General features: G+C 75.7%; 19 protein-coding genes and 2 pseudogenes. 11 read left to right on the top strand and 10 right to left on the bottom strand.

What is annotated here, in order from left to right; genetic code table 11:
• Positions 1-6: 6 nt before the first annotated feature.
• On the bottom strand, positions 7-456 hold the full coding sequence (locus IE170_RS30930; protein WP_189812787.1) for a cell division protein SepF: 450 nt from the start codon (positions 454-456) through the stop codon (positions 7-9).
• 282 nt (positions 457-738) lie between these two features.
• Between IE170_RS30930 and IE170_RS30925 the strand changes: the two genes are divergently transcribed.
• Positions 739-2,007, top strand: a complete 1,269-nt coding sequence (locus IE170_RS30925; protein ID WP_189812786.1) for a DUF5685 family protein — start codon at positions 739-741, stop codon at positions 2,005-2,007.
• Positions 2,008-2,523: 516 nt separating this feature from the next.
• Positions 2,524-3,399 (top strand): S1 family peptidase, encoded by an 876-nt coding sequence (locus tag IE170_RS30920; protein ID WP_189812785.1) that lies wholly within the window; start codon positions 2,524-2,526, stop codon positions 3,397-3,399.
• A 63-nt stretch (positions 3,400-3,462) separates the two neighbouring features.
• On the opposite strand, the gene IE170_RS30915 is transcribed toward IE170_RS30920, so the two are convergent.
• Positions 3,463-4,551, bottom strand: coding sequence for a YhgE/Pip domain-containing protein (locus IE170_RS30915; protein ID WP_189812784.1), 1,089 nt, complete (start codon positions 4,549-4,551; stop codon positions 3,463-3,465).
• A gap of 182 nt (positions 4,552-4,733) precedes the next feature.
• Between IE170_RS30915 and IE170_RS30910 the strand changes: the two genes are divergently transcribed.
• From IE170_RS30910 to IE170_RS30900, 3 genes are all read left to right on the top strand, one after another.
• Positions 4,734-8,252, top strand: a complete 3,519-nt coding sequence (locus IE170_RS30910; RefSeq protein ID WP_189812783.1) for a DNA polymerase III subunit alpha — start codon at positions 4,734-4,736, stop codon at positions 8,250-8,252.
• Positions 8,249-9,415 (top strand): DNA polymerase Y family protein, encoded by a 1,167-nt coding sequence (locus tag IE170_RS30905; protein ID WP_189812782.1) that lies wholly within the window; start codon positions 8,249-8,251, stop codon positions 9,413-9,415. The genes IE170_RS30910 and IE170_RS30905 overlap by 4 nt, the downstream gene beginning before the upstream one ends.
• Before the next feature lie 165 nt (positions 9,416-9,580).
• A complete protein-coding gene (locus IE170_RS30900; protein WP_189812781.1) occupies positions 9,581-10,450 on the top strand; it encodes an esterase/lipase family protein in 870 nt (289 codons plus the stop codon).
• Positions 10,451-10,478: 28 nt separating this feature from the next.
• Here the strand turns inward: IE170_RS30900 and IE170_RS33040 are convergent.
• Together IE170_RS33040 and IE170_RS33035 are read right to left on the bottom strand one after the other, a co-directional pair.
• Positions 10,479-10,883 (bottom strand): annotated as a pseudogene (locus IE170_RS33040) (ribonuclease FAU-1 family protein); the annotation flags it as partial.
• Between the two features lie 108 nt (positions 10,884-10,991).
• Positions 10,992-11,921, bottom strand: a pseudogene (locus tag IE170_RS33035) (GNAT family N-acetyltransferase); the annotation flags it as partial.
• A 52-nt stretch (positions 11,922-11,973) separates the two neighbouring features.
• Between IE170_RS33035 and IE170_RS30890 the strand changes: the two are divergent.
• Positions 11,974-12,378, top strand: coding sequence for a GntR family transcriptional regulator (locus tag IE170_RS30890; RefSeq protein ID WP_189812779.1), 405 nt, complete (start codon positions 11,974-11,976; stop codon positions 12,376-12,378).
• A gap of 7 nt (positions 12,379-12,385) precedes the next feature.
• On the opposite strand, the gene IE170_RS30885 is transcribed toward IE170_RS30890, so the two are convergent.
• Entirely contained in the window at positions 12,386-13,486 is a 1,101-nt protein-coding gene (locus IE170_RS30885; protein ID WP_189812778.1) for a DUF5925 domain-containing protein, read from the bottom strand.
• Between the two features lie 241 nt (positions 13,487-13,727).
• Here IE170_RS30885 and IE170_RS30880 point away from each other — a divergent pair, with 241 nt between their 5' ends.
• Positions 13,728-14,540: an SGNH/GDSL hydrolase family protein gene (locus IE170_RS30880; RefSeq protein ID WP_308428444.1), complete on the top strand. Its 813-nt coding sequence runs from the start codon at positions 13,728-13,730 to the stop codon at positions 14,538-14,540.
• Positions 14,541-14,619: 79 nt separating this feature from the next.
• Here IE170_RS30880 and IE170_RS30875 read toward each other — a convergent pair whose 3' ends face one another.
• Entirely contained in the window at positions 14,620-16,332 is a 1,713-nt protein-coding gene (locus IE170_RS30875; protein ID WP_189812816.1) for a serine/threonine-protein kinase, read from the bottom strand.
• 466 nt (positions 16,333-16,798) lie between these two features.
• Between IE170_RS30875 and IE170_RS30870 the strand changes: the two genes are divergently transcribed.
• Positions 16,799-17,068 (top strand): hypothetical protein, encoded by a 270-nt coding sequence (locus tag IE170_RS30870; RefSeq protein ID WP_114056943.1) that lies wholly within the window; start codon positions 16,799-16,801, stop codon positions 17,066-17,068.
• A 35-nt stretch (positions 17,069-17,103) separates the two neighbouring features.
• Here IE170_RS30870 and IE170_RS30865 read toward each other — a convergent pair whose 3' ends face one another.
• Positions 17,104-18,330, bottom strand: coding sequence for a CaiB/BaiF CoA transferase family protein (locus IE170_RS30865; RefSeq protein ID WP_189812777.1), 1,227 nt, complete (start codon positions 18,328-18,330; stop codon positions 17,104-17,106).
• Positions 18,331-18,406: 76 nt separating this feature from the next.
• Here IE170_RS30865 and IE170_RS30860 point away from each other — a divergent pair, with 76 nt between their 5' ends.
• A complete protein-coding gene (locus IE170_RS30860) occupies positions 18,407-19,138 on the top strand; it encodes a TetR/AcrR family transcriptional regulator (RefSeq protein WP_189812776.1) in 732 nt (243 codons plus the stop codon).
• Between the two features lie 15 nt (positions 19,139-19,153).
• On the opposite strand, the gene IE170_RS30855 is transcribed toward IE170_RS30860, so the two are convergent.
• Positions 19,154-20,380, bottom strand: a complete 1,227-nt coding sequence (locus tag IE170_RS30855; RefSeq protein ID WP_373299084.1) for a type ISP restriction/modification enzyme — start codon at positions 20,378-20,380, stop codon at positions 19,154-19,156.
• 160 nt (positions 20,381-20,540) lie between these two features.
• Here IE170_RS30855 and IE170_RS30850 point away from each other — a divergent pair, with 160 nt between their 5' ends.
• Positions 20,541-20,705 carry a hypothetical protein gene (locus IE170_RS30850; protein WP_185902778.1) on the top strand — a complete coding sequence of 55 codons (165 nt, stop codon included), beginning with the start codon at positions 20,541-20,543 and terminating at the stop codon, positions 20,703-20,705.
• A gap of 42 nt (positions 20,706-20,747) precedes the next feature.
• On the opposite strand, the gene IE170_RS30845 is transcribed toward IE170_RS30850, so the two are convergent.
• Together IE170_RS30845 and hmgA are read right to left on the bottom strand one after the other, a co-directional pair.
• On the bottom strand, positions 20,748-21,497 hold the full coding sequence (locus tag IE170_RS30845) for a GntR family transcriptional regulator (RefSeq protein WP_189812775.1): 750 nt from the start codon (positions 21,495-21,497) through the stop codon (positions 20,748-20,750).
• A gap of 68 nt (positions 21,498-21,565) precedes the next feature.
• On the bottom strand, positions 21,566-22,879 hold the full coding sequence (hmgA, locus tag IE170_RS30840; protein WP_189812774.1) for a homogentisate 1,2-dioxygenase: 1,314 nt from the start codon (positions 22,877-22,879) through the stop codon (positions 21,566-21,568).
• Between the two features lie 154 nt (positions 22,880-23,033).
• Between hmgA and IE170_RS30835 the strand changes: the two genes are divergently transcribed.
• On the top strand, positions 23,034-25,109 hold the full coding sequence (locus tag IE170_RS30835) for a right-handed parallel beta-helix repeat-containing protein (protein WP_189812773.1): 2,076 nt from the start codon (positions 23,034-23,036) through the stop codon (positions 25,107-25,109).
• Positions 25,110-25,226: the final 117 nt, after the last annotated feature.

Below are 25,226 nucleotides of genomic sequence, written 5' to 3'. Positions count from 1 at the left end.
CCGGCCTCAGCTCTGGTTGAAGAAGTCGCGGGAGCGGCCGCCCGGCTCACCGCTGACGATCTGGGTGTCGGCCGGGGTCAGCAGGAAGACCCTGGTCGCCACCCGCTCGATGGAGCCGCGCAGTCCGAAGGTGAGGCCGGCGGCGAAGTCGACGACGCGCTTGGCGTCGGCGGGGTCCATCAGCGACAGGTTGACGATGACGGGCACGCCCTCGCGGAACAGCTCGCCGATGGCGCGGGCGTCGCGGAAGCCGTCCGGCGTGACGGTGGCGATGCGGCGGCCGCGCTCGACGGCGGACTCGGAGGCGACCCGGACCCGCGGGTCGGTGGCCCACTGGTCGCCGGGGCCGGCGACGGAACCGTGCCCGGCATCCGCGTAGTCGTCGTCGTAGTAACGCTCGTCGTCACTGTCCTCCACGAGACCCAGCCAGGCGCTCGCCTTGCGTACCGAACCCATGGACGCCTCCTTTCACCGCGGTCAGTCTGTCTTTTCTCCGCAACCCCTATGGTCGTCCATGATGCTGACAACGCGCCAAGCGGATGGCCGCCGCGAAGTTGTTTCGTGACGGTACTGGTGCAGAACATCCGTTGCACGGTCGAGGATCCTGGTCGGTGCCACTGCTGACCGAGTGAAAATACGACCGGTGCGGCCGCGCGGGTGGTCGGCGGGGGCGTACGGGTGACTGATCTGGCTGGATACGATGCCCATCTTTCCGCGGATGACACTCGGGGGCCCGTATTGTTCGGCATCGTCAGACCTTGTACGCACCGGCTCGGGGAGCGGCTCAAGGCGGAGTGGATGGCCCATCTGTGCGGGCTGTGCCTGGCACTCAGGGGTGACCACGGGCAGTTCGCCCGCATCGTCACCAATTACGACGGGCTTCTCATATCGGTTCTGACGGAGGCTCAGTCAGGACCCGCCGCCGGCGCCCGGCGCACCGCCGGACCGTGCCCGCTGCGCGGGATGCGGACGGCCGCCGTGGCCGACGGCGAGGGCGCGCGGCTCGCCGCGGCCGTCTCGCTCGTGCTCGCCTCGGCGAAGGTCCGGGACCACGTCGCCGACGGCGACGGGCTGTTGGCCCGCGCGCCCATGGCCGCCGCCGCCCGCCGCGTGGCCCGGCGCTGGGACCGGGCGGGCGCCCGCACCGGCGCCTCGCTGGGCTTCGACACGGCCGTCCTCGTCGACGCCGTGGACCGGCAGACGGGCATCGAGACGCTTGCCGGTCCGGGCACGCCGGTGCTGGTGGTGACCGAGCCGACGGAGACGGCGACGGCCGCGGCGTTCGCGCATACCGCACGGCTGGCCGGGCGGCCCGGCAACGCCGCCCCGCTGGCCGAGGCCGGCCGGTACTTCGGCCGGCTCGCGCACCTGCTGGACGCGGTCGAGGACCGGGCCGAGGACGCCGTGAACGGCGCCTGGAACCCGCTGACGGCGACCGGGACCCCGCTGGCCGAGGCGCGCCGGCTGTGCGACGACGCCCTGCACGGCATCCGGCTCGCCCTGGACGAGGTGGAGTTCGCGGACGCCGGGCTGGCCCACCGGCTGCTGGTGCACGAGCTGCGGAACTCGGTGGACCGCGCCTTCGGCACCTCCTCCTGCGGGCACACGGCCGTGAACTCCGCGGGCGGGGGCGGCGGCTTCGGCGCGCCGCCGCAGGGCTTCGGGCCGGGCCAGGGGAACCCGTACGGCGGCGCGCCGGGGAACCCGTACGGCGGGGGCGCGCAGGGCGGCGGGCCCTACGGCGGCGGCCCGTACGGCGGCGGGCCCTACGGCGGCGGGGCCGGCATGCCGCCGGCGGGCGGCCCGGGCGGCGGCGGGCAGCCGCCGCAGAAGCCGCGGCGCGGGCTCCTCGCGGGCTGCGCGGTCGCGACGTGGATGTTCTGCACCTGCCAGCTGTGCTGCACGGACCACGAGGGCCCCTGGTCGCGCAAGAAGCGCGACGCCTGGTGCGACAACTGCGATTGCGATTGCTGCAACTGCTGCGACTGCGGGTGCGGCTGCGACTGAGCCGTCGTCAGGGGCCGCAGGCCCGGACGGCGTACTGCGGGGTTGCCGTCCGGGCCGGGCGTGGAAGGGTTGGCGACACCAGCGATCACGCACCCGACCCCGAGGCGGACTGCCGTACATGACGCGAACCCCCGCCGGCGCCCGCCCGGTGCCCCCGCAGGCCCGCCGACTGCCCCGGCGGGTCGAATTCCGGCCGTTCCGCGGCCCGGGGGCGACGGCTGCGCCGAGGGGGGCCGCGACCGGACGACGCTGCCGCCCCCAGGCTCGGCCGACCACGTCCTCCGCCGGCTCCCACCGCCGGGCGGCCCCCCGCCGCCCGGGGCGGCCGCGGGCGGGCGGAGGCCGAAACACGCCCTTGTCCCCGGTTTCCGGCGCCGAGACACTCCCGTCAGCGCCACCCGGGGATTTGTCAGGGGCACGACGAAAACTGTGCGCCTGCCGTACCCCCGGCTGCGCCTCACGGGCTCCGGCTCCCCCACGCCGCCGGGCCCCCGATCCCTCCCGGGAGGACGAGAAGTGAGGATCAAGAGCATCACCCGTACCCGGCTGCTCGCAGTGGCCGCAGGCCTGGCTGCCGTCGCCGGGCTCGCCGCGCCCACCGCCGCCAGCGCGGACAGCGGCTTCAGCGCCGCACGGCTCGCGGCGGCAGGCGCCTCCGTCCAGCGGGCCGACGTCGCCGGCACGGCCTGGTACACCAACCCCGCCAACGGCACCCTGGTGGTCGCCGCCGACTCCAGGGTCACCGAGGCGGACCTCGCCAGGATCCGCAAGGAGGCCGGAGCCGACGCGGCCGCCCTGCGCATCGAGCGCATCCCCGGCCAGCTCCGCAAGCTGGTCAACGGCGGGGACGCGATCTACGCGTCGAGCTGGCGCTGCTCGGCCGGCTTCAACGTCCGCAGCGGCACCACGTACTACATCCTGACCGCCGGCCACTGCACCGACGGCGCGGGCACCTGGTACACGAACTCGGCGCGCACCACGGCGATCGGCCCGACCGTGGGGTCCAGCTTCCCCAACAACGACTACGGCCTCGTCCGCTACGACAACACCTCGCTGTCCCACCCCGGGACCGTCGGCAGCCAGGACATCACCAGCGCCGTCAACGCCACCGTCGGCATGTCGGTGACGCGCCGCGGCTCCACCACCGGCACCCACAGCGGCACCGTGACCGGCCTGAACGCCACCGTGAACTACGGCAACGGCGACATCGTCTACGGCATGATCCGCACCAACGTCTGCGCCGAGCCCGGCGACAGCGGCGGCCCCCTGTACTCCGGCACCCGCGCGGTCGGCCTCACCTCCGGCGGCAGCGGCAACTGCTCCTCGGGCGGGACGACCTTCTTCCAGCCGGTCGTCGAGGCCCTGAACGCCTACGGGGTCAGCGTCTACTGACCCGGCAGGAGCGCAGCGGCCCGCCCGGGCCCCGGACCCCGGGCGGGCCGCTGCGTGCGCCGCTCAGGCGGCGGCCCGCTCCTCGGGGTGGCCGCTGCCGACGGGGGCTCCCGGGCGGCCCCTGCGGAAGGCGGCGCAGGCCAGGGTGACGGCCGCGCCACCCACCGCCCAGGCGGCCAGCACCAGCAGCGGCCCGGCCGTGCCGTGGCCGTCGAAGTAGGCGAGCGAGCGCGCCGCGTACGTCCCCGCACCCGGCGGCAGGGCCGGGCCGACGGCCTGCCAGAACGGCGGCAGCAGCGCGTACGCGTAGGCGCCGCCCGCGCTCGGGTTGCCGACCACCACCACCAGCAGGATCGCCAGGCCGATGCCGACCACGCCGGCCAGCCCCTGCAGGGCCAGGGTGATCGCGCCGACCGCGAAGACCACCATGGTGCCCAGCCCCCACAAGGCCGCCGTACTGCCCGGCAGCGCCCCCAGCACCGGGCCCGCGACCACCGCGCCGAGCAGCCCGGCGACGGCCGCGTACACGAGCAGCGCGCCGAGCCGGATCGCGGCGCGGGCGGTGTTCGCGGGGCGGGCGCCGGCGCTGATCGCGAGGGCCGCGGCGCACAGGTAGCCGCCCACGCACCAGCCGACGACGAGGTAGAAGGAGCTCAGTCCCCGGGCGTCGCCCGCGTCGGCCGGGACGGCGTCGACGACCTGGAGGGTACGGCCCCGGGACTCCTCGGCGAGGCCGACGACCTGCTCCAGGGCCTGGGAGAGGGAGGCGCCGGCGCCGCTCGCGACCAGCAGCCGGTCGGGCCCGCCGCCCGGCCGGACGATCAGCGCGCCGTCCGCCCGCCGGGTGCGGACCTCGTGGAGCGCGGCCGCCTCGCCGGACACCGCCCGCGCGTCGAGCGGGTCGCCGTCCAGGGCGTCGAGCTGCCGCGCGGTCTCCTCGGCGGCCTGCGCGGTGGGGGCGGCGACGGCGAGGCGGATCCCACTGGGACGGGGGTCGTGGAAGGCCCCGAGGTACGAGGCCGCGAAGGCGAGCTGGAGCGCCAGGACGCCCAGCACCAGCAGGGCGGCGCGGGCGGTCACGGCGTCCTTGACCTCGGCGGCGAACCCGCCGGGCGCGGGGGCGTCGCGGCTCTCTTCGGTGCTCTGGGTCATGCCTCACACGCTCGGCGGGCAGGAGGGGGAGCGCAGCAGGGGAGCGCTGAACGGGTGACGGCGGAACCGGAGGCCTGGGGGAGCGGGCCGCTGGATGATCGAACAACTGTTTCGCACGGGTATTCGAATTGCCTTATGGTGGAGGGCAGGGGAGGTGACACCGAGGAGAGCAGGAGGCGCGGGTGCCAGGGTTCACGCATCTGCACACCGTTTCGGGGTTCTCCATGCGCTACGGAGGCTCCCATCCGGAACGGCTCGCGGAGCGTGCCGCGGAGCGGGGCATGGGCGCCCTCGCCCTGACCGACCGCGACACCCTCGCGGGCGCGGTGCGCTTCGCGAAGGCCTGCGCCAAGGCCGGGGTCCGGCCGCTGTTCGGGGTGGACCTCGCCCTCGCCGCCGCTCCCGCCCCGGTTTCCGCTTCTGCTTCCGCCGGGCGGGCCGCGGAGGCGTCCCACCGCCGGCGGACCCCCGTCAAGGGCGGTGCCTTCGTCGACGAGTCCGCCCCCCGGGCCGTCTTCCTCGCCCGCGACGGCGCCGCCGGCTGGGCGGAGCTGTGCCGGATGGTCACCGCCGCCCACGCGGGCGCCCCCGGCGCCGCCGCCCCGTCCGGACCGCCCGTCCTGCCCTGGGCGGAGCTGTCCGGCACCGGCGTGTTCGCCCTGCTCGGCCCCGGCTCCGAGGTCGGCCGGGCCCTGGCCGCCGGCCGGCCCGACCGGGCCGCGCGGCTGCTCGCGCCCTGGCGGGAGGTGTACGGGGACGCCCTGCGCCTGGAGGCCGTCCACCACGGCCGCACCGGCACCGGGCCCGGCTCCCTGCGCCTGGCCGCCCGTACCGTCGGCTTCGCCGCCGAGCAGGGCGTGCGCGCCGTCCTCACCAACGCCGTCCGCTACGCCGACCCGGGGCAGGGCCCGGTCGCCGACGTCCTCGACGCGGCCCGCCGCCTGGTCCCCGTCGACCCGCGGGGCCCCCTCGACAGCGGCGAGCGCTGGCTGAAGGACCCGGCCGCCATGGCCGGTGCCGCCGAGCGGATCACCCGGGCCGCCGGCCTCGGGCCGGGCGACGCCCGCCGGCTCCTCGCGGAGACCCGGCACACCGCCGAAGCGTGCGCCGTGGACCCCGAGGACGACCTCGGCATCGGCTCCGTGCACTTCCCCGAGGCCCGCCTCGTCGGCGCCGGCCACCGCACCGCCCAGCGGGTCCTCGCCTCCCGGGCCGCCGCCGGCATGGTGCTGCGCGGGTACGCCGGCAAGCCCGCGTACTGGGAGCGGATGCACCACGAGCTCGACATCATCGCCTACCACGGCTTCGCCCCGTACTTCCTGACGGTCGCCCAGGTCGTCGACGACGTACGGGAGATGGGCATCCGCACCGCCGCCCGCGGGTCCGGCGCCGGCTCCCTCGTCAACCACCTCCTCGGGATCGCCCACGCCGACCCCGTCGAACAGGGCCTGCTGATGGAGCGGTTCCTCTCCCGGCGCCGCCGCGTCCTGCCCGACATCGACATCGACGTGGAGTCGGCCCGCCGCCTGGAGGTCTACCGGCGCATCATCGACCGCTTCGGCGCCGAGCGCGTCGCGACCGTCGCCATGCCCGAGACCTACCGCGTCCGGCACGCCATCCGCGACGTGGGCGCCGCCCTGTCCATGGACCCGGCCGACGTGGACCGCCTCGCCAAGGCCTTCCCGCACATCCGCGCCCGCGACGCCCGCGCGGCCCTGGCCGAGCTCCCCGAACTGCGCGCCGTCCGCGAGGAGCGGCACGGGCGGCTGTGGGAGCTCGTCGAGGCGCTCGACGCGCTGCCCCGCGGGATCGCCATGCACCCGTGCGGGGTGCTGCTCTCCGACGCCTCCCTGCTCGCCCGCACCCCCGTGGTGCCCACCAGCGGCGAGGGCTTCCCCATGTCCCAGTTCGACAAGGACGACGTGGAGGAACTCGGCCTGCTCAAGCTCGACGTGCTCGGCGTGCGGATGCAGTCCGCGATGGCGCACGCCGTCGCCGAGATCCGGCGGGCCACGGGGAAGGAGCTCGACCTGGACGACCCTGCGCAGGTCCCGCCGGGCGACCCGGCGACGTACGAGCTCATCCGCTCCGCCGAGACCCTCGGCTGCTTCCAGATCGAATCCCCGGGCCAGCGCGACCTGGTGGGCCGGCTCCAGCCGTCGACCTTCCACGACCTCGTCGTGGACATCTCCCTCTTCCGGCCCGGCCCGGTCGCCGCCGACATGGTCCGGCCGTTCATCGAGGCGCGGCACGGGCGGGCCCCGGTCCGCTTCCCGCACCCGAACCTGGAGCCCGCGCTGGCGGAGACGTACGGGGTGGTGGTCTTCCACGAGCAGGTCATCGAGATCGTGCACGTCATGACCGGCTGCGGGCGGGACGAGGCGGACCGCGTGCGGCGCGGGCTCTCCGACGCGGAGTCCCAGCCGCGGATCAAGGTGTGGTTCGCGGCGAAGGCCGCCGAGCGGGGCTACCCGGCCGAGGTGATCGCCCGCACCTGGGAGATCGTCGAGGCGTTCGGCAGCTACGGCTTCTGCAAGGCGCACGCCGTGGCCTTCGCGGTGCCCACGTACCAGTCGGCGTGGCTCAAGGCCCACCACCCGGCCGCCTTCTACGCCGGGCTGCTCACCCACGACCCCGGCATGTACCCCAAGCGGCTGCTCCTCGCCGACGCCCGGCGGCGGGGCGTGCCGGTGCTGCCGCTGGACGTGAACCGCTCGGCTGCCGCCCATCGCATCGAACTGGTGTCCGATGCCGGGGGCGGGAGGCCGCCGGTGTGGGGACTCCGGCTCGCCCTCGACGACGTCCACGGCATCAGCGGTGCGGAGGCCGCGCGGATCGAGGCGGGACAGCCGTACGGGTCACTGCGCGACTTCTGGGAGCGGGCGCACCCGGGCCACCCCGTCGCCCAGCGCCTGGCCCAGGTCGGCGCCCTGGACTCCTTCGGCGCCAACCGGCGCGACCTGCTGCTGCACCTGTCCGAACTGCACGGCGCGCAGCGCGCTGCCGGAGCCCGTGGCGGCGGCCCCCGCAGCACCCAACTCCCGCTGGACGGCGGCCGGTCCACGGCCGCGGTCGGCCTGCCCGACCTGACCGACGCGGAGCGGCTCAGCGCCGAGCTGGGCGTCCTCGGCATGGACGCCTCCCGCCACCTGATGGGGGACCACCGCGCCTTCCTGGCGGAGCTGGGCGTCGTCCCCGCCGACCGGCTGCGCGAGGTCGGGCACGGCCGGACGGTCCTGGTCGCGGGCGCCAAGGCCGCCACCCAGACCCCGCCGATCCGGTCCGGCCGACGGGTCATCTTCAGCACCCTCGACGACGGGACCGGCCTGGTCGACCTGGCCTTCTTCGACGACAGCCACGAGGCGTGCGCGCACACCGTCTTCCACTCGTTCCTGCTGCTGGTCAGGGGCGTCGTGCAGCGCCGCGGCCCGCAGAGCCTGAGCGTGGTCGCCTCGGCCGCCTGGAACCTCGCCGAGCTGGTCGAACTGCGCGAGGCCGGCGGGCTGGACGCCGTCGCGCGGCGGCTCGCCGAACCCGCCGCTCCCGCCGGCGGCGAGGCCGGCGCGGACCCCTCCGGCGGCCGCCGGGTCCACCTGCCCACGGGGTACGAGATGAACCCGTGGGCGGACCTCCGGCCGGCCGGGGAGGGGGCGGCGACGGGGCGCCGGCTGTGGCACGCGAGCCCGGGGAGCGCGGGATGACCGGGCACGGGGTGGCCGGGGAACGCGGGGCGGCCGGGCAGCCGGCCGCCGGGCCGGCACCCGCGCCCGCGCCCGCACCCGCGCCCGCGCCCGCACCCGCGCCCGCACCCGCGCCCGCACCCGCGCCCGCACCCGCGCCCGCACCCGCGCCCGCACCCGGCCCGGAGGCCGCCGCCGGTGCCACCGTGCTGTGCGTCCGCCTGCGCCGGCTGGACGGGGAGCCGCTCGGCACCCCGCTCTACACCGGCCTGCTCGAACTGCTCGGCGAGCTCACCCCCCTCGTGCAGCCCGCCCCGCCCGACACCGCGCTCCTCGACGTCCGGGGCGCCCTGCGCTACTTCGGCCGCAGCGCGCCCGAACTGGCCGCCCTGATCCGGGTCCGCGCCCTCGCCCGGTACGGCGTCGACTGCGCGATCGGCATCGCCGCCAACCCGATGCTGGCCCGGATGGCCGCCGCCGGGGCCCCGTACGGGCGGACCGTCCGCGTCGGCCCGGACCCGGGCGCGGTACGGGAGTTCCTCGACCGCAAGCCCGTCGCCGCCCTCCACGGCGTCGGTCCCAAGGCGGCCCGCACCCTGTGCGCGTACGGCCTCGACTCGGTCGGCCGCGTCGCCGCCGCGCCGCCCGCCGTCCTGCGCCGCCTCCTCGGCGCCCGGACCGGCCGCGAGGTGCACGAACGCGCCCTCGGCATCGACCGCACCCCGGTCCGGCCCGGCGCCGCGGCCCGCTCCCTGGCCGCCGAGCGGCCCTTCGCCCGCGACGAGCTGGACCCCGTACGGCACCGCCGCGCGCTGCTCTCGCTGACCGAGGAGATCGGCGCGCTCCTGCGGGCCCGCGGGCAGGTCTGCCGGGCCGTCTCCCTCACCGTGCGCTGCGCCGACCGCACCGGCCTCACCCGTACGAGGACCCTGGCCGAACCCACCGCGCACTCCGCCGACTTGACCGCCGCGGCCTACGCCCTGTACGCGGCGCTGGGCCTCCAGCGGGCCCGCGTACGGGCGCTGTCGCTGCGGGTCGAGGAGCTCGCCCCGGCCGAACGGGCCGCGCACCAGCTGAGCTTCGACCCCGAGGACGAGAAGGCGCGGCGCCTGGAGGCGGTCACCGACCGGGTGCGGCAGCGCTTCGGTCCGCAGGCCATCGCTCGCGGCACGCTCGCGGCCTAGCAGGAGAGCGGTCGGGGCGCAGTGGACACGTGACTTTTTTACCGACGCGTAACTTCCCTGTATTGCTACCCGCCCGTAATTTGGCGTGAGCAGCACTCCTTGTGATCCGGATCACGGGATTGAACCCCCACGTCCCTTCCCCTTGACCCGCAAGGAGATCACCCGATGCTGCCCTGGCGACGCCTGCTCCGCCCGCTGGCCGTCCTCGTCCTCACCGCCGCCGCACTCGCCGCCCCGTCCGGAACCGCCCAGGCCGCCCCCGCCGGCCCGAGCAGCGGCTGGAACGACTTCTCCTGCAAGCCCTCCGCCGCCCACCCCCGCCCCGTCGTCCTCGTCCACGGCACCCTCGGCAACTCCGTCGACAACTGGCTCGGCTTCGCCCCCTACCTCGTCCACCGCGGGTACTGCGTCTTCTCCCTCGACTACGGCCAGCTCCCCGGCGTGCCCTTCTTCCACGGGCTCGGCCCCGTCGACAAGTCCGCCGAGCAGCTCTCCGCGTACGTCGACCGGGTGCTCGGCGCGACCGGGGCGCGGAAGGTCGACATCGTCGGCCACTCCCAGGGCGGCATGATGCCGAACTACTACCTGAAGTTCCTCGGCGGCGCCGGCAAGGTCGACGCCCTGGTGGGCCTCGCCCCCGACAACCACGGCACCACCCTGAGCGGACTCACCAAGCTGCTGCCCTACTTCCCCGGCGCCGAGGACCTGCTCAGCGAGAAGACCCCCGCGCTCGCCGACCAGATCGCCGGATCGCCCTTCCTCGCCAAGCTCAACGCGCCCGGCGACACCGTGCCCGGGGTCCGGTACACGGTGATCGCCACGAAGTACGACCAGGTGGTCACCCCGTACCGCAGCGGGTTCCTCCAGGGCGCCGGGTCCCAGGTGCGCAACGTCGTCCTGCAGGACCTGTGCCCCCTGGACCTCTCCGAGCACCTCACCATCGCGCTCACCGACCGGATCGCCTGGCACGAGGCGCTGAACGCCCTCGACCCGGCGAACGCCGAACCGACCACCTGCGCCTCGGTCTTCGACTGAGCCGCAGCCGCGGGCCGGCCGGCCCGGCTCAGTCGAGCAGGGCGCGGAGGCCTTCCGCGGTGCGGGCCTGCCGGTCGAGGGCGTCCAGCGCGCGGACGGCCTCGGCGGCGGCCCCCGGATCGCGGGCGGCCAGCCCGCTCGCCGCGAACTCGTCCTCGTCCAGACGCAGGACGGCCGAAGCGTCCGCCGAGACCCACAGGTCGAGGTCGAGGTCCTCGACGCGGATCTCTCCGCCCGCGACCGCCGCCGGGCGCGTGATGTCGCAGTACCAGCCCTTCAGGACGCCGCCGCCGGTGCGCACCTCCTTCACCGCGTACCAGCGCGAGCGCCAGTAGTGCTCGGTGAAGACGTCGCCCGGCTCGAAGCGGACGAAGCCGAAGTCGCGGACGCCGCCGGCCGCCCACCGGGCGCGGACCGTGATCCGGTCGCCGTCGTCGGACAGCACCCGCGCCGGGTAGCGGATCTTGGTGCGGCCCGCCTTCGAGAGGGCCACGGCCACGTCGTCCGCGGCGCCCTCCCCGTCCCCGTCCGCGGGGCCGGGCAGCGGCTTCACGTAGCGGACCTCCGTCGCGCAGACCTCGTACCCGAACCACTCGTTGACCGCGAGCATCGGCCCGTTCCCGGTGTCGTTGCCGGTGAAGGCCTCCCGGTAGCCGGCCGCGCGGGCCCGGCGCAGCGAGTCCGCCTTGGCGAGCTTGGCCAGGCCGCGCCCGCGGAAGGCCTGCACGGTGCCGGTCATCGCCGAGCCGTAGCGCGAGGCCCCGTCGGTGCGGGCCGCGGTGAACGCGGCGACGGCCCCGTCCACCACCACGACCGAGGTCAGCTCCTTGTCGAGCTCCGGGTCGCTCCAGACCGTCCGCAGCCAGTCCTCGTAGTCGTCCAGCAGCGGCGGCACGTCGCCCGGCTCGTCCGCGGAGGCCGCCGCGTCCGCCTCGAACAGCGGGCGCGGGTCGTCCGCGAACGCCGAACCGGGCCGCAGTTCGACGCCCGCGGGCAACTCGGCGGGGGCCGGGGGCAGCGCGGCCGCGGACAGGTCCAGGCGCAGGAAGTGCGCCGAGCGGCTCGACCGGTAGCCGTGCCGCTCGGCGAACGCCCGTGCCGGCTCCTCGTCCAGCACCCAGGCGTACACCTCCACCGCCCCGCAGGCGGCCAGGTGCTCCTCGGCCGCGCGCAGCAGCGCCGTCCCCGCACCGCGCCGCCGGTGCGCCGGGTCCACCTGGGCGTTGGCGAAGGCCCGGTTCGGCTCGGTGCTGTCGTGGGCGATGCCGATCTGGGCCGTCCCGACCACCTGCCCCGCGCCGTCCTCGGCGACGAGGATCCGCGCGTGCCGCGCGGCGGGGGCGGAGGCCAGCTCGAAGGCGACCCCTGCGGGCGTGGAGATCATGAACGGCAGCGCCGCACGGCGGATCCGTACGACGGCCTCCACATCGGCGGGATCGAGCGGACGGAGATCGCGGATCGTGACGGTCATGGGCCGACCGTAGGCGCCGCGGGCGCCCCGACGCCTGCGAATATCGCGGCCGATGGGGGAGAATCGCCCCGTGACCTCGACGAACCTGAACATCCGGATCGACGGCTCGGCCGGCGCCCCCGCCCCGTACGAGCAGCTGCGCACCCAGATCGCCGACGCGGCGCTGGCGGGCCGGCTGCCGGTCGGACACAAGCTGCCGACGGTCCGGGGCCTCGCCGAGGAGCTGGGGCTCGCGGCGAACACGGTCGCGAAGGCCTACCGCGTCCTGGAGGCGGACGGCGTGGTCGAGACGCGCGGCCGGCACGGCACGTTCGTCGCGGCCGCCGCCGACTCCGCCGCGCGGGAGGCGGCCGCCGCCGCCCAGGCCTACGCCGAGCGCGCCCGCCGCCTGGGCCTCACCCACGAGGAGGCCACGGCCGCCGCCCTGGACGCCCTCCGGGCCCGCTACAGCGCCTGAACAGGTCTCAGAGGTACAGGCCCGCCTCCGCGGTGTGGCCCTGCGGCGGCAGCAGCGGGCCCGCCGGGCCGGTGCCGCGCAGGCGCGCGTACAGCTCCGCCAGCGTCGCGCCCTCCCGTGGCACGTCCTCCCGGGTGCCCAGCCATTCCGCGGCCTCGCCGTGCGTGAGCCGGCCGACCTCGATGCGGGCCAGGCAGCGGCCGGGGCGTACCACGGCGGGGTGCAGCCGCTCCAGGTCCTCGTTGGTGGTCACCCCGACGAGGACGTTGCGGCCCTGGCCCAGCAGGCCGTCCGTCAGGTTCAGCAGCCGCGACAGCGCCTGCCCGGCGGTGTGCCGGGCCTCGCCGCGGATCAGCTCGTCGCAGTCCTCCAGCAGGAGCAGCCGCCACCGGCCCCGGGCCGAGCCGTCGTCCTCGCCGATGGCGATGTCCATCAGGTAGCCGACGTCGTTGAAGAGCCTCTCGGGGTCGAGGACGCAGTCCACCTGGCACCAGTCCCGCCAGGACCGGGCCAGGGTCCGCAGCGCGGACGTCTTCCCCGTCCCCGGCGGGCCGTGCAGCAGCAGGAGCCGCCCGGTGATGTCGTCCGGGGTCACCTTCATCAGCCGGTCCATGGCGGACGCCACCGGCGCCGTGTAGTTCCGGCGGACCTCCGCCCAGGTCCCCGCGGAGATCTGACGGGTCGTGCGGTGGGGCCCGCGGCGCGGTGAGACGTACCAGAAGCCCATGGTGACGTTCTCCGGCTGCGGTTCCGGCTCGTCCTGCGCGCCCTCGACGGCCTCTCCGAGGACGCCCTCCGCGAGCTCGTCGCTGACGGCGGTCACCGTCACGTCCGCGCCGCGGCTCCAGCGGGAGACGAGCACAGTCCAGCCGTCGCCCTCCGCCAGGACGGCGCTGCGGTCGGAGTCGCGCGCCGCGCGGAGCACGGCGGCACCGGGCGGCAGCAGCGCCGCCTCGGCCTTCACCCGCTCGATGCTCACGCTGCGCGAGTAGGGCTGCTCACCGGAGGCGAACCGGCCGAGGAACAGCGCGTCGACGACGTCCGCCGGGGAGTCGCTGTCGTCGACGGTGAGCCGGATCGGCAGGGAGTCATGGGGGTTGGCTGGCATGGCGCCCATGATCCGACACGAGCCGTCGCGGCGCACCGGTGTTTCGCCGGAACGGCCCAGGGCCTCCCCGGCCGGATCCCGCTCCAAACACCCGCGCGGTGAAGGTCCGGCGCCCAATCCTCCGCCGAACCTCCTTGGCATGAACACTTCCGGCCAATCCCGGCTCCTTGTACCACGGACTCAGGAGTAACCCCGACTCCCGAGTAACCCCCCCCACGAACACCCCCACGAGGAGCCGCACATGCCCCTGCGCAGCATGCCCCGCCTCGCCGCCTGGACCTCCTCCCTCCTACTCGCCGCCGGTGCCGCCCTGTTCGGTTCCGGCCAAGCCGCCGCAGCCTCCGCAGACTTCGGCTACGTCGCCCTGGGCGACTCGTACTCCTCCGGCCTCGGCGCCGGGAACTACGACTCCTCCAGCGGCAACTGCAAGCGCACCTCCCGCGCCTACCCCGCCCTGTGGGCCGCCGCCAACTCCCCGGCGAGCTTCGCCTTCACCGCCTGCTCCGGAGCCCGCACCGGCGACGTCCTCGCCAACCAGCTCGGACCGCTGAACTCCGGAACCGACCTGGTCAGCATCACCATCGGAGGCAACGACGCCGGATTCTCCGACGTGATGACGACCTGCGTGCTCCAGTCCGAGTCGACCTGCGTCAACCGGGTGAACCAGGCCAAGGGATACGTCGACTCCACCCTCCCCGCCCAACTCGACCGGGTCTACAGCTCCATCCGGGGTAAGGCCCCCGCCGCCCGCGTCGTCGTCCTCGGCTACCCCCGCTTCTACAAGCTGAGCGGCACCTGCATCGCCGGCCTCACCGAGGGCGAGCGCGCCGCCATCAACGGCGCGGCCGACCACCTGAACGCCGCCATCGCCAAGCGCGCCGCCGACCACGGCTTCACCTTCGGCTCCGTCGTCGGCACCTTCACCGGCCACGAGATCTGCTCCGGCAGCGCGTGGCTCCACAGCGTCAACTGGGCGAACATCTCGGAGTCCTACCACCCGACCGCCGCCGGGCAGTCGGGCGGCTACCTGCCCGTCCTGCGCAACAACGCCTGACCGCCGCGCGCGGCGGACCGCAAGGCCCCGGTCCGCCGCCCGCAGCGCCCCGTGCGCACGCAGCCGGTACGCGCCTCGCTCAGGCGGCAGCCTCGGGGTCGAACTCGGAACCGTGCTCCTCCCCGGTGCCGGGCCCGGGCTCCGGCTCGCTCCCGCCACCGGCCTGCGGGTCCGGCTCCGGCTCGGGGGACGCGCCCGGACCGGGCGAGGCGCTCGTACCGGGGGAGGGGGACCCGCCGGGCGGGGGCTCCTCCTCGCAGACCACCGAGAACCCCACCCACTCCGAGACCGCCTCCGCCGGCCCCCGGACCTCCAGGCGCACCGCGTCCTCCAGGGTCCCGCCGGCCCGGTGCGCGAGCTCGGTGTGCTCCAACTCCAGCTTTCCTTCCGCCGGGTACGCGGCGGACCGCCACCCCTCGGCGGAGCCGCCGCCGCGCCGCACCCACCGGTACTCCACCGACGCCGGCCGCGGCTCCACCGCGACGGCGGCGGTGAACGCCGGCGCGCGCCACGCCGCGGGCGGGCAGCTTCCGGCGTACGCGGCGCGCACGGCCCGGACGACGGCGGAGGCGTGCGGTGCGGCCGTCCCCGACGCTGAGGGGGACCCGGACGCGGAGGCCGACGCGGACGCCGAAGCCGACGCGGACGCCGACCCCGAAAGGCCGGCGGAGCCCGCCGACCCGCCCGCCGACCCTGGCTCCGCGTCCGACGCGGACGGCGAGGCGGTGGAGGCCGACGGGCCGGCCGAGCCGGAGCCGTCCCCGCCGCCCGCGGCGCGCTCCGCGAGCAGCAGCCAGGTCAGCACCGCCACCGCCGCCACCAGCACCGCGACCCCCGCGGCGAGCACCGTCCCGGCCCGTCCCGGCCCGTGCGGGCGCGGCTCGTGCCGGGCACCCGGCTCCGCGACGGGTGCCGGGCCGGTCCGCGGCATCGGCGCCGTCGGCCCCGGGTGCGCGAGCGCCCCGCCGCCGCCGTGCACGGGAACCGCCGGCTCCGGCGTGCCCGCCCCGGCCAGCGGCCCGCCCGGATCGCGTACGGCCCCGCCCGCGCCGACGATCCGCAGCATCCGGGCCGCCTCCTCCGCCGGCGGCCGCTCGGCCGGGTCCTTGCGCAGCAGGCCCTCCAGTACGGGCGCCAGCGCCCCGGCCCGCCGGGGCTCCCGGGGCCCGCCCTCCACCACCGCCCGCAGCGTCGACAGCGCGGACTCCCGGCGGAACGGCGACACGCCCTCCACGGCCGTGTACAAGGTCACTCCGAGCGACCACAGGTCCGAGGCCGTTCCGGGCTCCCCGCCCAGCGCCACCTCCGGCGCGATGTACTCGGGGGAGCCGACCACCTCGCCCGTCACCGTGATCGCCGTCGACCCCTCCAGGCGGGCGATGCCGAAGTCGCCGAGCACCACCCGGCCGTCGTTGGCCAGCAGCACGTTGGCGGGCTTGACGTCCCGGTGCAGCACGCCCGCCGCGTGCGCGGCCCGCAGTGCCGCCAGCACCTGCTCGCCTACGTGCGCGGCGCGCTGCGGGGCGAGCGGCCCCTCCGCCTCCAGCGCGTCGGCCAGCGACAGCCCGCGGACCAGCTCCATCACGATCCACGGCCGGCCGTCCTCGGTCACCACGTCGTACACCGTGACGACACCGCGGTGCGCCACCCGCGCCGCGGCCCAGGCCTCCCGCTCCAGCCGCCGGTACAGCCGCCCGACCTCGGCGCCGTCCAGCCCGGCGGGCGCGCGCACCTCCTTGACGGCCACCTCGCGGGCCAGCACCTCGTCCCTGGCGCGCCACACGACGCCCATGCCGCCCCGGCCCAGCGGGCCGAGCAGCCGGTAGCGGCCCGCCACGACCCGGTCCGGGCCCGCCGCGCCGCCCGTCCCGCCGCCGCCGTCTGCGCCCGCCGCGCCCGTCCCGCCGGCGCCCCTGCCGTCCGTCACGCGAGCCCCCTGTGCATCCGTGCGTCCCTGCGCCCCTGTGCGATCGGGCGGTCACTCCAAGTTAGCGCAGTGCGCCCCGCGTGACCCCTGTCGCGGCGCCGGAACGCGTGGCGCGCCGGTTGCGGGGCGCCCCCGCCGTGCTCCCGCGTGCCGCCCGCGAAGGGGTTGAAGAGTGCGGATCTTGCGGAGAGTAACCGACAACTCCGCTGAGTAATCGTCAACTCCCCGACGCATAGGGGTAATTCACACCACCGGGATACCCGGGGGCGTCTCGGGGGCGATAGGGTTAACCTGCCCGGGCCGGGTGCCCTCGTACGGGTGGGGAGAGAACATGGAACAGATAACGATGCGCAGCAGGCCGCCCCGCGTGCCTGCCATCACCTGCGGAAGCAGCGCGACCAGCTCGCGCCTCGACCGCCACCTCGCCGTGCTGGGCGGACCCGCCGTCCCGCACCGGGAGGTCGCCGAGGCGACCCTGCTGATGCGCGAACTCACCTCGCGCGACCACACGCACCGGCTGCGGAGCCGGAGCGCGCGCGTCTCGCTCTTCGCGCCGCTGCGGCGGCTGCGCCGCTCGCTCTTCGGCAGCCGCCGCTCGTAAGAACGGTCCCGAGCCCCGTCAGGTTTCGCCCCGGCCTACGCAATTACTCCATCCCGGCGCAGTGTCGCGATCTGCGCGCCCGACATCCCCAGGGCGCGCAGCAGGGCGTCGGTGTGCTCGCCGAGCGCGGGCACCGCACCCATCCGCGGTGCGGCGCCCCCCGGCAGCCCGATCGGCGGCAGCAGCGCCCGCAGCGGACCCGCCGGCGAACCCACCTCCCGCCAGCGGTCGCGCGCCGCGAGCTGCGGATGGTGCGCGAGCTGCGCCACGGAGTTCAGGCGGGCGCAGGCGATGCCCGCCGCCTCCAGCCGCCGGACCGCCTCCGCCGCGTCCAGCCGGCCCAGCGCCTCCGCGACGACCGCGTCCGTCTTCTCCCTGCCCCGGGTCCGCGCCGCGTTCGTCGCGTACGCCGGATCGTCCGCCAACTCCGGACGCTCCAACACCCGTTCCGTCAGGCGCCGCCACTCGCGGTCGTTCTGCACCGACAGCAGCACGCGGTCCCCGTCCGCCGTCGCATAGGCGTCGTACGGGGCGATCACCGCATGCGCCAGGCCCGTCCGGGCCGGCTGCTCACCGCCGTGCATCGTGTGGTGCAGCGGATGCCCCATCCACTCGGCGAGCGCGTCCAGCATCGACACCTCCACACGGCCCCCGCGCCCCGTCACCCCGCGGCGCAGCAGCGCTGCCAGCACCCCGGAGAACGCGTACATGGCCGCTGCGATGTCCGCGGCCGGAATGCCCGCCTTGACGGGCCGCTCCGGGGTGCCCGTCACCGACACCAGGCCCGCCTCGCACTGCACCAGCATGTCGTAGGCCCGCTTGTGCGCGTACGGGCCCTCCGGGCCGTAGCCGGAGACGTCCACGGCGACCAGCCGCGGATACCGCGCGCACAGCGCCGCCGAGTCCAGCCCGAGCCGGGCGGCGGCGCCCTGCGCGAGGTTCTGCACGAACACGTCGGCCCCGGCCAGCAGCCCGTGCAGCACCTCCAGGCCGCGCGGGTCCTTCAGGTCCAGCGCGAGGGACTCCTTGCCGCGGTTGGCCCAGACGAAGTGCGAGGCGAGGCCGTGCGCCGCCGTGTCGTAGCCGCGGGCGAAGTCGCCGCCGTCGGGGCGCTCCACCTTCACCACCCGCGCCCCCAGGTCCGCCAGCTGGCGGGTGGCGAACGGGGCCGACACGGCCTGTTCCACCGCGACGACGGTGACGCCCTCCAGGGGCAGCGGGTCCGCGGGCTGCGCGTGCACGTCCTGAGTGTGAGATGCCATGCGCCCTGCCTACCTGCCCGCACCCCGCCCTGTCACCACCCCGCCCGCCTCTAGGATGGCCGCGAGGTGATGAGCGATGACAGCCGGCAGCCGCCCCGCTGAACCCGAAGTGATCTGGGCCCGCCCGCAGCGCGCCGGACGCGGGCCCCGGCCCGCGCACACCCGGGAGTCGATCGCCGCCGAGGCCGTCCGCATCGCCGACGCCGAGGGCATCGACGCCGTCTCCATGCGGCGCGTCGCCGCCGGAATCGGCGCCGGCACCATGTCCCTCTACAACTACGTGCCGCGCAAGGAGGACCTGTACGAGCTGATGGTGGACGCCGTCAGCGCCGAGTACGCCTTCCCCGCGCCCACCGGCGACTGGCAGGCCGACCTCCTCGCCCTCGCCCGCCAGACGCGCGGCCTGATGCACCGCCACCCCTGGCTGCCCCGCCTGCTCAGCCCCGTGTACGGCTTCAGCCCCCAGGCCCTGCGCTACCTCGAGTACAGCCTGGACTGCCTCACCCCGCTGGACCTGCCCGGCGGGCAGAAGCTGGAGCTCCTCGCCACCGTGAACGGCTCCGTCGCGACGTTCGCGGCGAACGAGCTCGCCATGGCCGAGCGGGCCCGCTCCCTGCCCTGGAGCGAGGCCGAGGAGACGCGCGTACGGACCGCCTGGCTCGGCACCGCCCTGGCGTCCGGCGCCTACCCGCTGCTCGCGGCCGCCCTCGCCGACACCCACCCCGTCGCCGACGCGGCCGCCGACATGGACGCCGTCTTCGACCGCTGCGTGCTCCGCCTGCTGGCCGGCTGGACCGCCCCCGCCTGACTCCTCCCGAGCCCGTCACAACAGCGCGAACTGCCCGCCCGGGCCCTCCTCCAGGTGGTCCAGGACGGACGCCGGGCGCCGCGCCCACCGCGGCGGCGGCAGCACCCCGCCGGCCGCCAGCTCCGCCCGCGGCAGCAGCGGCCCCGGCTCGAACGCCGCCCGCTCCGCCGCCGTCCCGGCCAGCAGCGCCAGCGTCGTCACCAGCGCGAGCAGCTCCGACGTCCACGCCTGCGGCCACGCGGCCGGACCCAGCGCCTCCAGCCCCGCCGCGTCGGGGGCGCGGTGCGCGCAGCGGGCCGCGAACCACGCCTCCAGGACCCGCGCCCCGCCCGGCGCCCCGTACTCCCAGGCCTCCGCCGGTACGGGCGAGACCGTACCGGTGCCGAGGACCAGCGTCTCCGCGGCCGCGTCGTAGCCGAGCCCGTCGGGCCAGCCCGTGACCGCGGAGCGCACGTACGGGCGGCGGCCGCCCGGCAGCCGCGGCGGCTCCGCGCCGCGGCCCCCGCGCAGCCGCACCGCGAGCAGGCGGCCGCCCAGCTCCAGCCCCGCCCGCCACCGCTCCGGATCGGCGGGCAGCGGCACCTCGTACCCGCGCGGCCCCGGCCGGCCCGCGGCCAGGATCCAGCACAGCACGTCCTGCGGGGTGACCCAGCCGCCGAAGCGCTCGCCGAGCAGCGGCAGCAGACCCGGCGCGAGGTTGGGCTCCGCGCCGCCCGGACGGCGGTGCAGCGGCCGGATCCGGCCCAGCCGCCCGGCCGGCAGGTGCGCGGTCACCTGAAGGCCCGGCTCGGGGAGGCCCGCCGGCGCCGGATTATCCGGGACCGCCGCCGGAACCGGCTCCGAACCCTCCAGGACGAACAACTGCTGCCCGTCCAGCACCCGCCACAGCTCCGGCCGGGCCGAGTCGATCAGCCGCTGGTCGGGCAGCAGCCACTGCTCGTCGAAGGGCGCCAGCAGCGCCCGCACCGGCTCCGGACACGGGCCCGGGGCGTCGGCGAAGCGGGCCGTGGACGTCGCCCGCTGCCCCGGCAGCGCGGCCGCGCCCAGCGCCGTGGACCGGGCCCGGCTCGGCCGGAACAGCCGCTCCCGCTCCGCCCCTTCGGCGCCGGCCAGCACGGCCCACCGGGCCCGCAGGGCCGCCGGATCGGGGGCGGCGACCCACGCGCGGCCCAGGCGCAGACCGCTCACGGCCCAGGGCATCAGCTCGTCCAGCAGCGGTACGTCGTCGCTCACCCGGCAGATGGTAGCGACGGCCCCGCACCCGGCAGACCCCCGCGCAGCCGTGTCCGGGCCGGGCGGTGGCCGAAGCGTTACGCTCCTTGTGTACGGCCCCCATGCGCGGACGCCGCGGGCCCGGCCCGGCCCGGGCGCGCGCGGCCGTCCGCAGAGCCGAGGAGCGGACATGAGTCAGTACGACGAATACTCGACCCCCTCGCAGGCCGAGGGCGAGCGGCTCGACGAGGACATGGACGAGAAGGAGCGGGCGGCACACCACCACCCGGACACCCTGCGCACCACCCCCTCCCAGGCGGAGGGCGAGCGCCGCGCCGACGACGACGAGAAGTAGCCGCGCGGAGGGGCGGAGGGGAGGCGGCCCGTGCCCGCCGCCTCAGTGCGCGTCGACCGTCACCGTGAAGGAGAAGCGGTCCCCGCGGTACCGGATCCGCGCGACGTCCACGACGCGCCCGTCCTCGCCGTACGTGACGCCCGTGTAGTGGAGGATGGGGCTCAGCAGCGGCACCCGGAGCAGCTCGGCCGTCTCCGGATCGGCCAGCCGCGCCTCCACGGTGTCCGTGATACGGCTGATGCGCACGCCGACCACGTCCCGCAGGACCTTGGTCATCGGCCAGCGCGCCAGGTCCTCGACGTCCACCGCCTCGGCGACCTCGGGGCGTACGGCGTTCTCCGCCCAGTTCGTCGGCTCGCCGCTCTCGCCGTCGTGGCGCAGCCGCCGGTAGACGACCACCTCGGGCGTGTCGGGGAAGTGCTCCAGCAGCTCCCCGGACACGGCCGTCCGCTCGTGCCCCAGTACGGTCGTCCGGTCGCCCGACTGCTGCGCCACGATCGCGTCGACCGAGCCCAGCAGCCGCACCGGCGCCCCGCGCATGGCCCCCGGCTCGATGAACGTCCCGCGCCGTCGGTGCCGGCTGATCAGCCCCTCGCCCTCCAGCTCCTTGAGCGCCTGGCGCATGGTCAGGACGCTCACCCCGTAGTGCTCGGCGAGCTGCTCCTCGGTGGGCAGGCGCAGCGAGGCGTCCGGGGTGCGGCCCAGTATCGAGGCGCGCAACGACTGCGACACCTGATACCAGAGCGGCAGCTTCCGGTTCAGCACCAGCGAGTCTGGGGCGAAGGCGGTCACGGGTGGTTCTCCGTACGGACGAGGCGGCGGGCACGCGCGCGGCCCCGCCCGGCGGGGCCGGGAGCATTTTAGGCGCGGAAGTGCCGTTCCAGTCCCTCCCAGACGTCGTCGTACGAGCGCTGGAGGTGGTCGGCGCCGGCGGCCTGGGCGGTCGCGGTGATCGGCCAGCGCGTCTCGAACATGAACGCCAGGCCGTCGTCGATCTTCTGCGGCTTCAGCTCGGCGGCGCTGGCCCTGTCGAAGGTCTCCCGGTCGGGGCCGTGCGCCGACATCATGTTGTGCAGCGAGCCGCCGCCGGGGACGAAGCCCTCGGCCTTGGCGTCGTAGGAGCCCTCGATGAGGCCCATGTACTCGCTCATCACGTTCCGGTGGAAGTACGGCGGCCGGAAGGTGTCCTCGCCGACGAGCCAGCGCGGCGCGAAGACCACGAAGTCGACGCCCGCCAGGCCGGGGGTGTCCGAGGGCGAGGTCAGCACCGTGAAGATCGACGGGTCCGGGTGGTCGTAGCTGATGGAGCCGAGCACGTTGAAGCGGCGCAGGTCGTAGACGTACGGGGTGTGCGTGCCGTACCAGGCGACGACGTCGAGCGGGGAGTGGTCGTACGTCGCCGACCAGAGGTTGCCGCAGAACTTGTTGACCACCTCGGTCGGCCGGTCCGCGTCCTCGTACGCGGCCACCGGCGCCCGGAAGTCGCGGGCGTTCGCCAGGCCGTTGGCGCCGATCGGGCCGAGGTCCGGCAGCTCGAAGGGGCGCCCGTAGTTCTCGCAGACGTAGCCGCGGGCGGTGTCGTCGAGCAGCTCGACGCGGAAGCGGACGCCGCGCGGGATCAGCGCGACCTCGCCGGGGCGGGCGGCGAGCAGGCCCAGCTCGGTGCGCAGGAGCAGGCCGCCGCGCTCGGGGACGATCAGCAGCTCGCCGTCGGAGTCGCTGAACACCCGGTCCGTCATGTCGGCGTCGGCGGAGTAGAGGTGGATGGCCATGCCGGTGCGCTGCGCGGCGTCGCCGTTGCCGCCGAGGGTCCACAGGCCGGCCAGGAAGTCGGTGCCGGGGGCCGGGTCGGGCAGGGGGTTCCAGCGGAGCCGGTTCGGGTCGGCCGGGGCCTCGGTGAACGGCGCCGTCCGCACGGACCCGTTGTCGATGCGGGTGAACGGCGGGTGCGCGGCCGACGGGCGGATGCGGTACAGCCAGGAGCGGCGGTTGTGCTTGCGGGGCTCGGTGAAGGCACTGCCGCTGAGCTGCTCGGCGTACAGGCCGAGGGGGGCGCGCTGGGGCGAGTTGCGGCCCGACGGGAGGGCGCCGGGCACGGCCTCGGAGCTGTGCTCGTTTCCGAACCCGGTGAGGTACTCCAGGGCCTCGGCCGTCTTCCTGGCCTGCTCGCTCATGGGGTGCTTCCGCTCTGTCGAAGGAATCCTATGGTCGACAGTAGGATTCCGAGGCCCGCGCGTCAATGGGCCCCTTGCGGGGTCGGGGGTGCCGGGCGGACCGGTGCTGTCGCGGGGGATCCGAAAACGTGAACATTGCTCTACTCTCTCGCGCATGTCGTGGACCCCGTGGACCCGCAGACGCCCCGCCGCCCGGCCGGCCCTCCTCGCCGCCCTCCTCGTCCTGCTGCCGCTGCTGACCCTCCTGACCGCCGCGCCCTCCGCACGCGCGCACGAGGAGCGGCCCGTCACCTTCCCCGACGGCAGCGGATCCGTGCCCGCCTACCGCAACGCCGAGCCCGACCTGCTGGTCTGCAAGACCGACCGGCCGGCCTTCGAGCGCCGTATCGCCGCCTTCCCCGAGCCGCTCAGGCAGCGCAACCTCGCCCTGTACGAGCGGTGCGAGAAGACCGGCCACCGCCACCTCCAGCAGGCCGTCGACGCGGTGGACCGGCCCGGCATGAACATCGCGATCCTCCCCGGCCTGTACGAGGAGGAGCCCTCGCTGCCGGGGCCGTCGGGGGAGTGCGCCGCCCTGAAGGCCCCCTCGTCCGCGCTCGGCTACCAGATCCTGTCGTACGAGCAGCAGGTGCAGTGCCGTCACAACCAGAACCTCGTCGCGATCCTCGGCAAGAAGGACCTCCAGATCGAGGGCACGGGCGCGTCCCGGCTGGACGTCGTCATCGACGCCAAGTACCAGAAGCTCAACGCCATCCGCGCCGACCGGTCGAACGGCGTCTACTTCCGCAACTTCACCGCCCAGCGCACCACCTTCAACGCCCTGTACGTCCTCGCCGGCGACGGCTTCGTCATCGACGACGTCCTGACCCGCTGGAACGACGAGTACGGCTTCCTGACCTTCGCCAGCGACCACGGCCTGTACAAGAACTGCGAGTCGTACGGGAACGGCGACTCCGGCATCTATCCGGGCAGCGCCAGCAACATCAACGACGGCCGCGGCTACGACGTCCCCCGCTACTCGATCGAGATCACCGGCTGCCGCAGCCACCACAACATGGTCGGGTACTCCGGCACCGCCGGGGACTCGGTGTGGGTGCACGACAACGAGTTCGACCACAACATGGGCGGCGCCTCGATGGACAGCGCCTTCCCCGGCCATCCGGGCCTGCCGCAGAACCACGCGAAGTTCGAGCGGAACGTCATCCACGACAACAACCAGGACTACTACCGGTACGTCGCGGACGGCACCTGTGCGAAGCCGCCCGTCGAGCGCGGCTACGAGCAGGGCGTCGTCTGCCCGCAGATCTCCATGCCGCCGGGCACCGGCATCATCACCGCCGGCGGCAACTGGAACCTCTACGAGGGCAACTGGGTGTACGGGCACCGCCGTGCCGGCTTCTACCTGTCCGCGGTGCCCGCCTTCATCCGCGGCGAGGAGGCCTGGTCGAAGCAGGCCGACACCTCCCACCACAACCGGTATGCGGGGAACGTCCTGGGCCGTGACAAGGCGGGGGCCGTCCGCCCCAACGGGATGGACGTCTGGTGGGACGGCCAGGGCCGCGGCAACTGCTGGCAGCCCGGCCCCGACGGCTCCTCCCCGGGCGCCCTCCCGGAGTGCGGGGAGCGCCGCGGAGCGGTGTCGGGCGGCTCGCACCGGCTGGTGGGCGAGCCGGTGAAGCTCGCGCAGCTGCTCGTCTGCGCCGACTACGACGTGCAGGCGCGCAGGCTGCCCGCAGGCTGCGACTGGTACGGCGCCCGGGGCCTGGCCCGCGTCGAGACGCAGATCGCCCTCGGCACGGCCGCCGTCCTGGGGCTGGTCGGGGCGGTGCTGTGGGCGCGCCGGCTGCGCGGCTCCCGCCTGGGCACGGCGGCGTCGCTGCTGGGCCTGGCCGGCCTGGCCCTGGACGTGGCCGGCTCCACGACCCCGCTGGCCGACACGGCCGTCCCCGCCCTGGCCCTCCTCCTCCTGGGCCTGTGGTGGGCCGGTGCGGGCGCGGCCCTGCGAGCCGACCGCCCCTGGCTGGCCCGGCTGACCCTCCTCCTGGCCGGCCTGACCCTCCTCGACGCCTTCGACAAGGCCGTCCTGATGATCCCGGGCACCCCCGTCAGCCCGGCCTGGGCCCGCGCCTTGGTGGCCGTCGCCTGGACCCTCTGGGCAGCCGCAGCCTCCACCCGCCCCGCGCCCGACCCCGCCCCGACACCGACCCCGGCCGCGAGGAGCCCCAGGTGACCACCCCCACCCCGCCACCCGCCCGGCCTGCGCGGCCAATCCCCGCCCCGGCTCCGCCGGCCCCCGTCCCCGAGCCGTCGGCCTCCGTCCCGGCGCTTCCGGCCCCCGCCCCGGTGC

Source organism: Streptomyces toxytricini (genome assembly GCF_014649915.1).
GTDB classification, from domain to species: Bacteria; Actinomycetota; Actinomycetes; order Streptomycetales; family Streptomycetaceae; genus Streptomyces; species Streptomyces toxytricini.
This window is presented reverse-complemented; position numbering and strand designations above follow the sequence as displayed.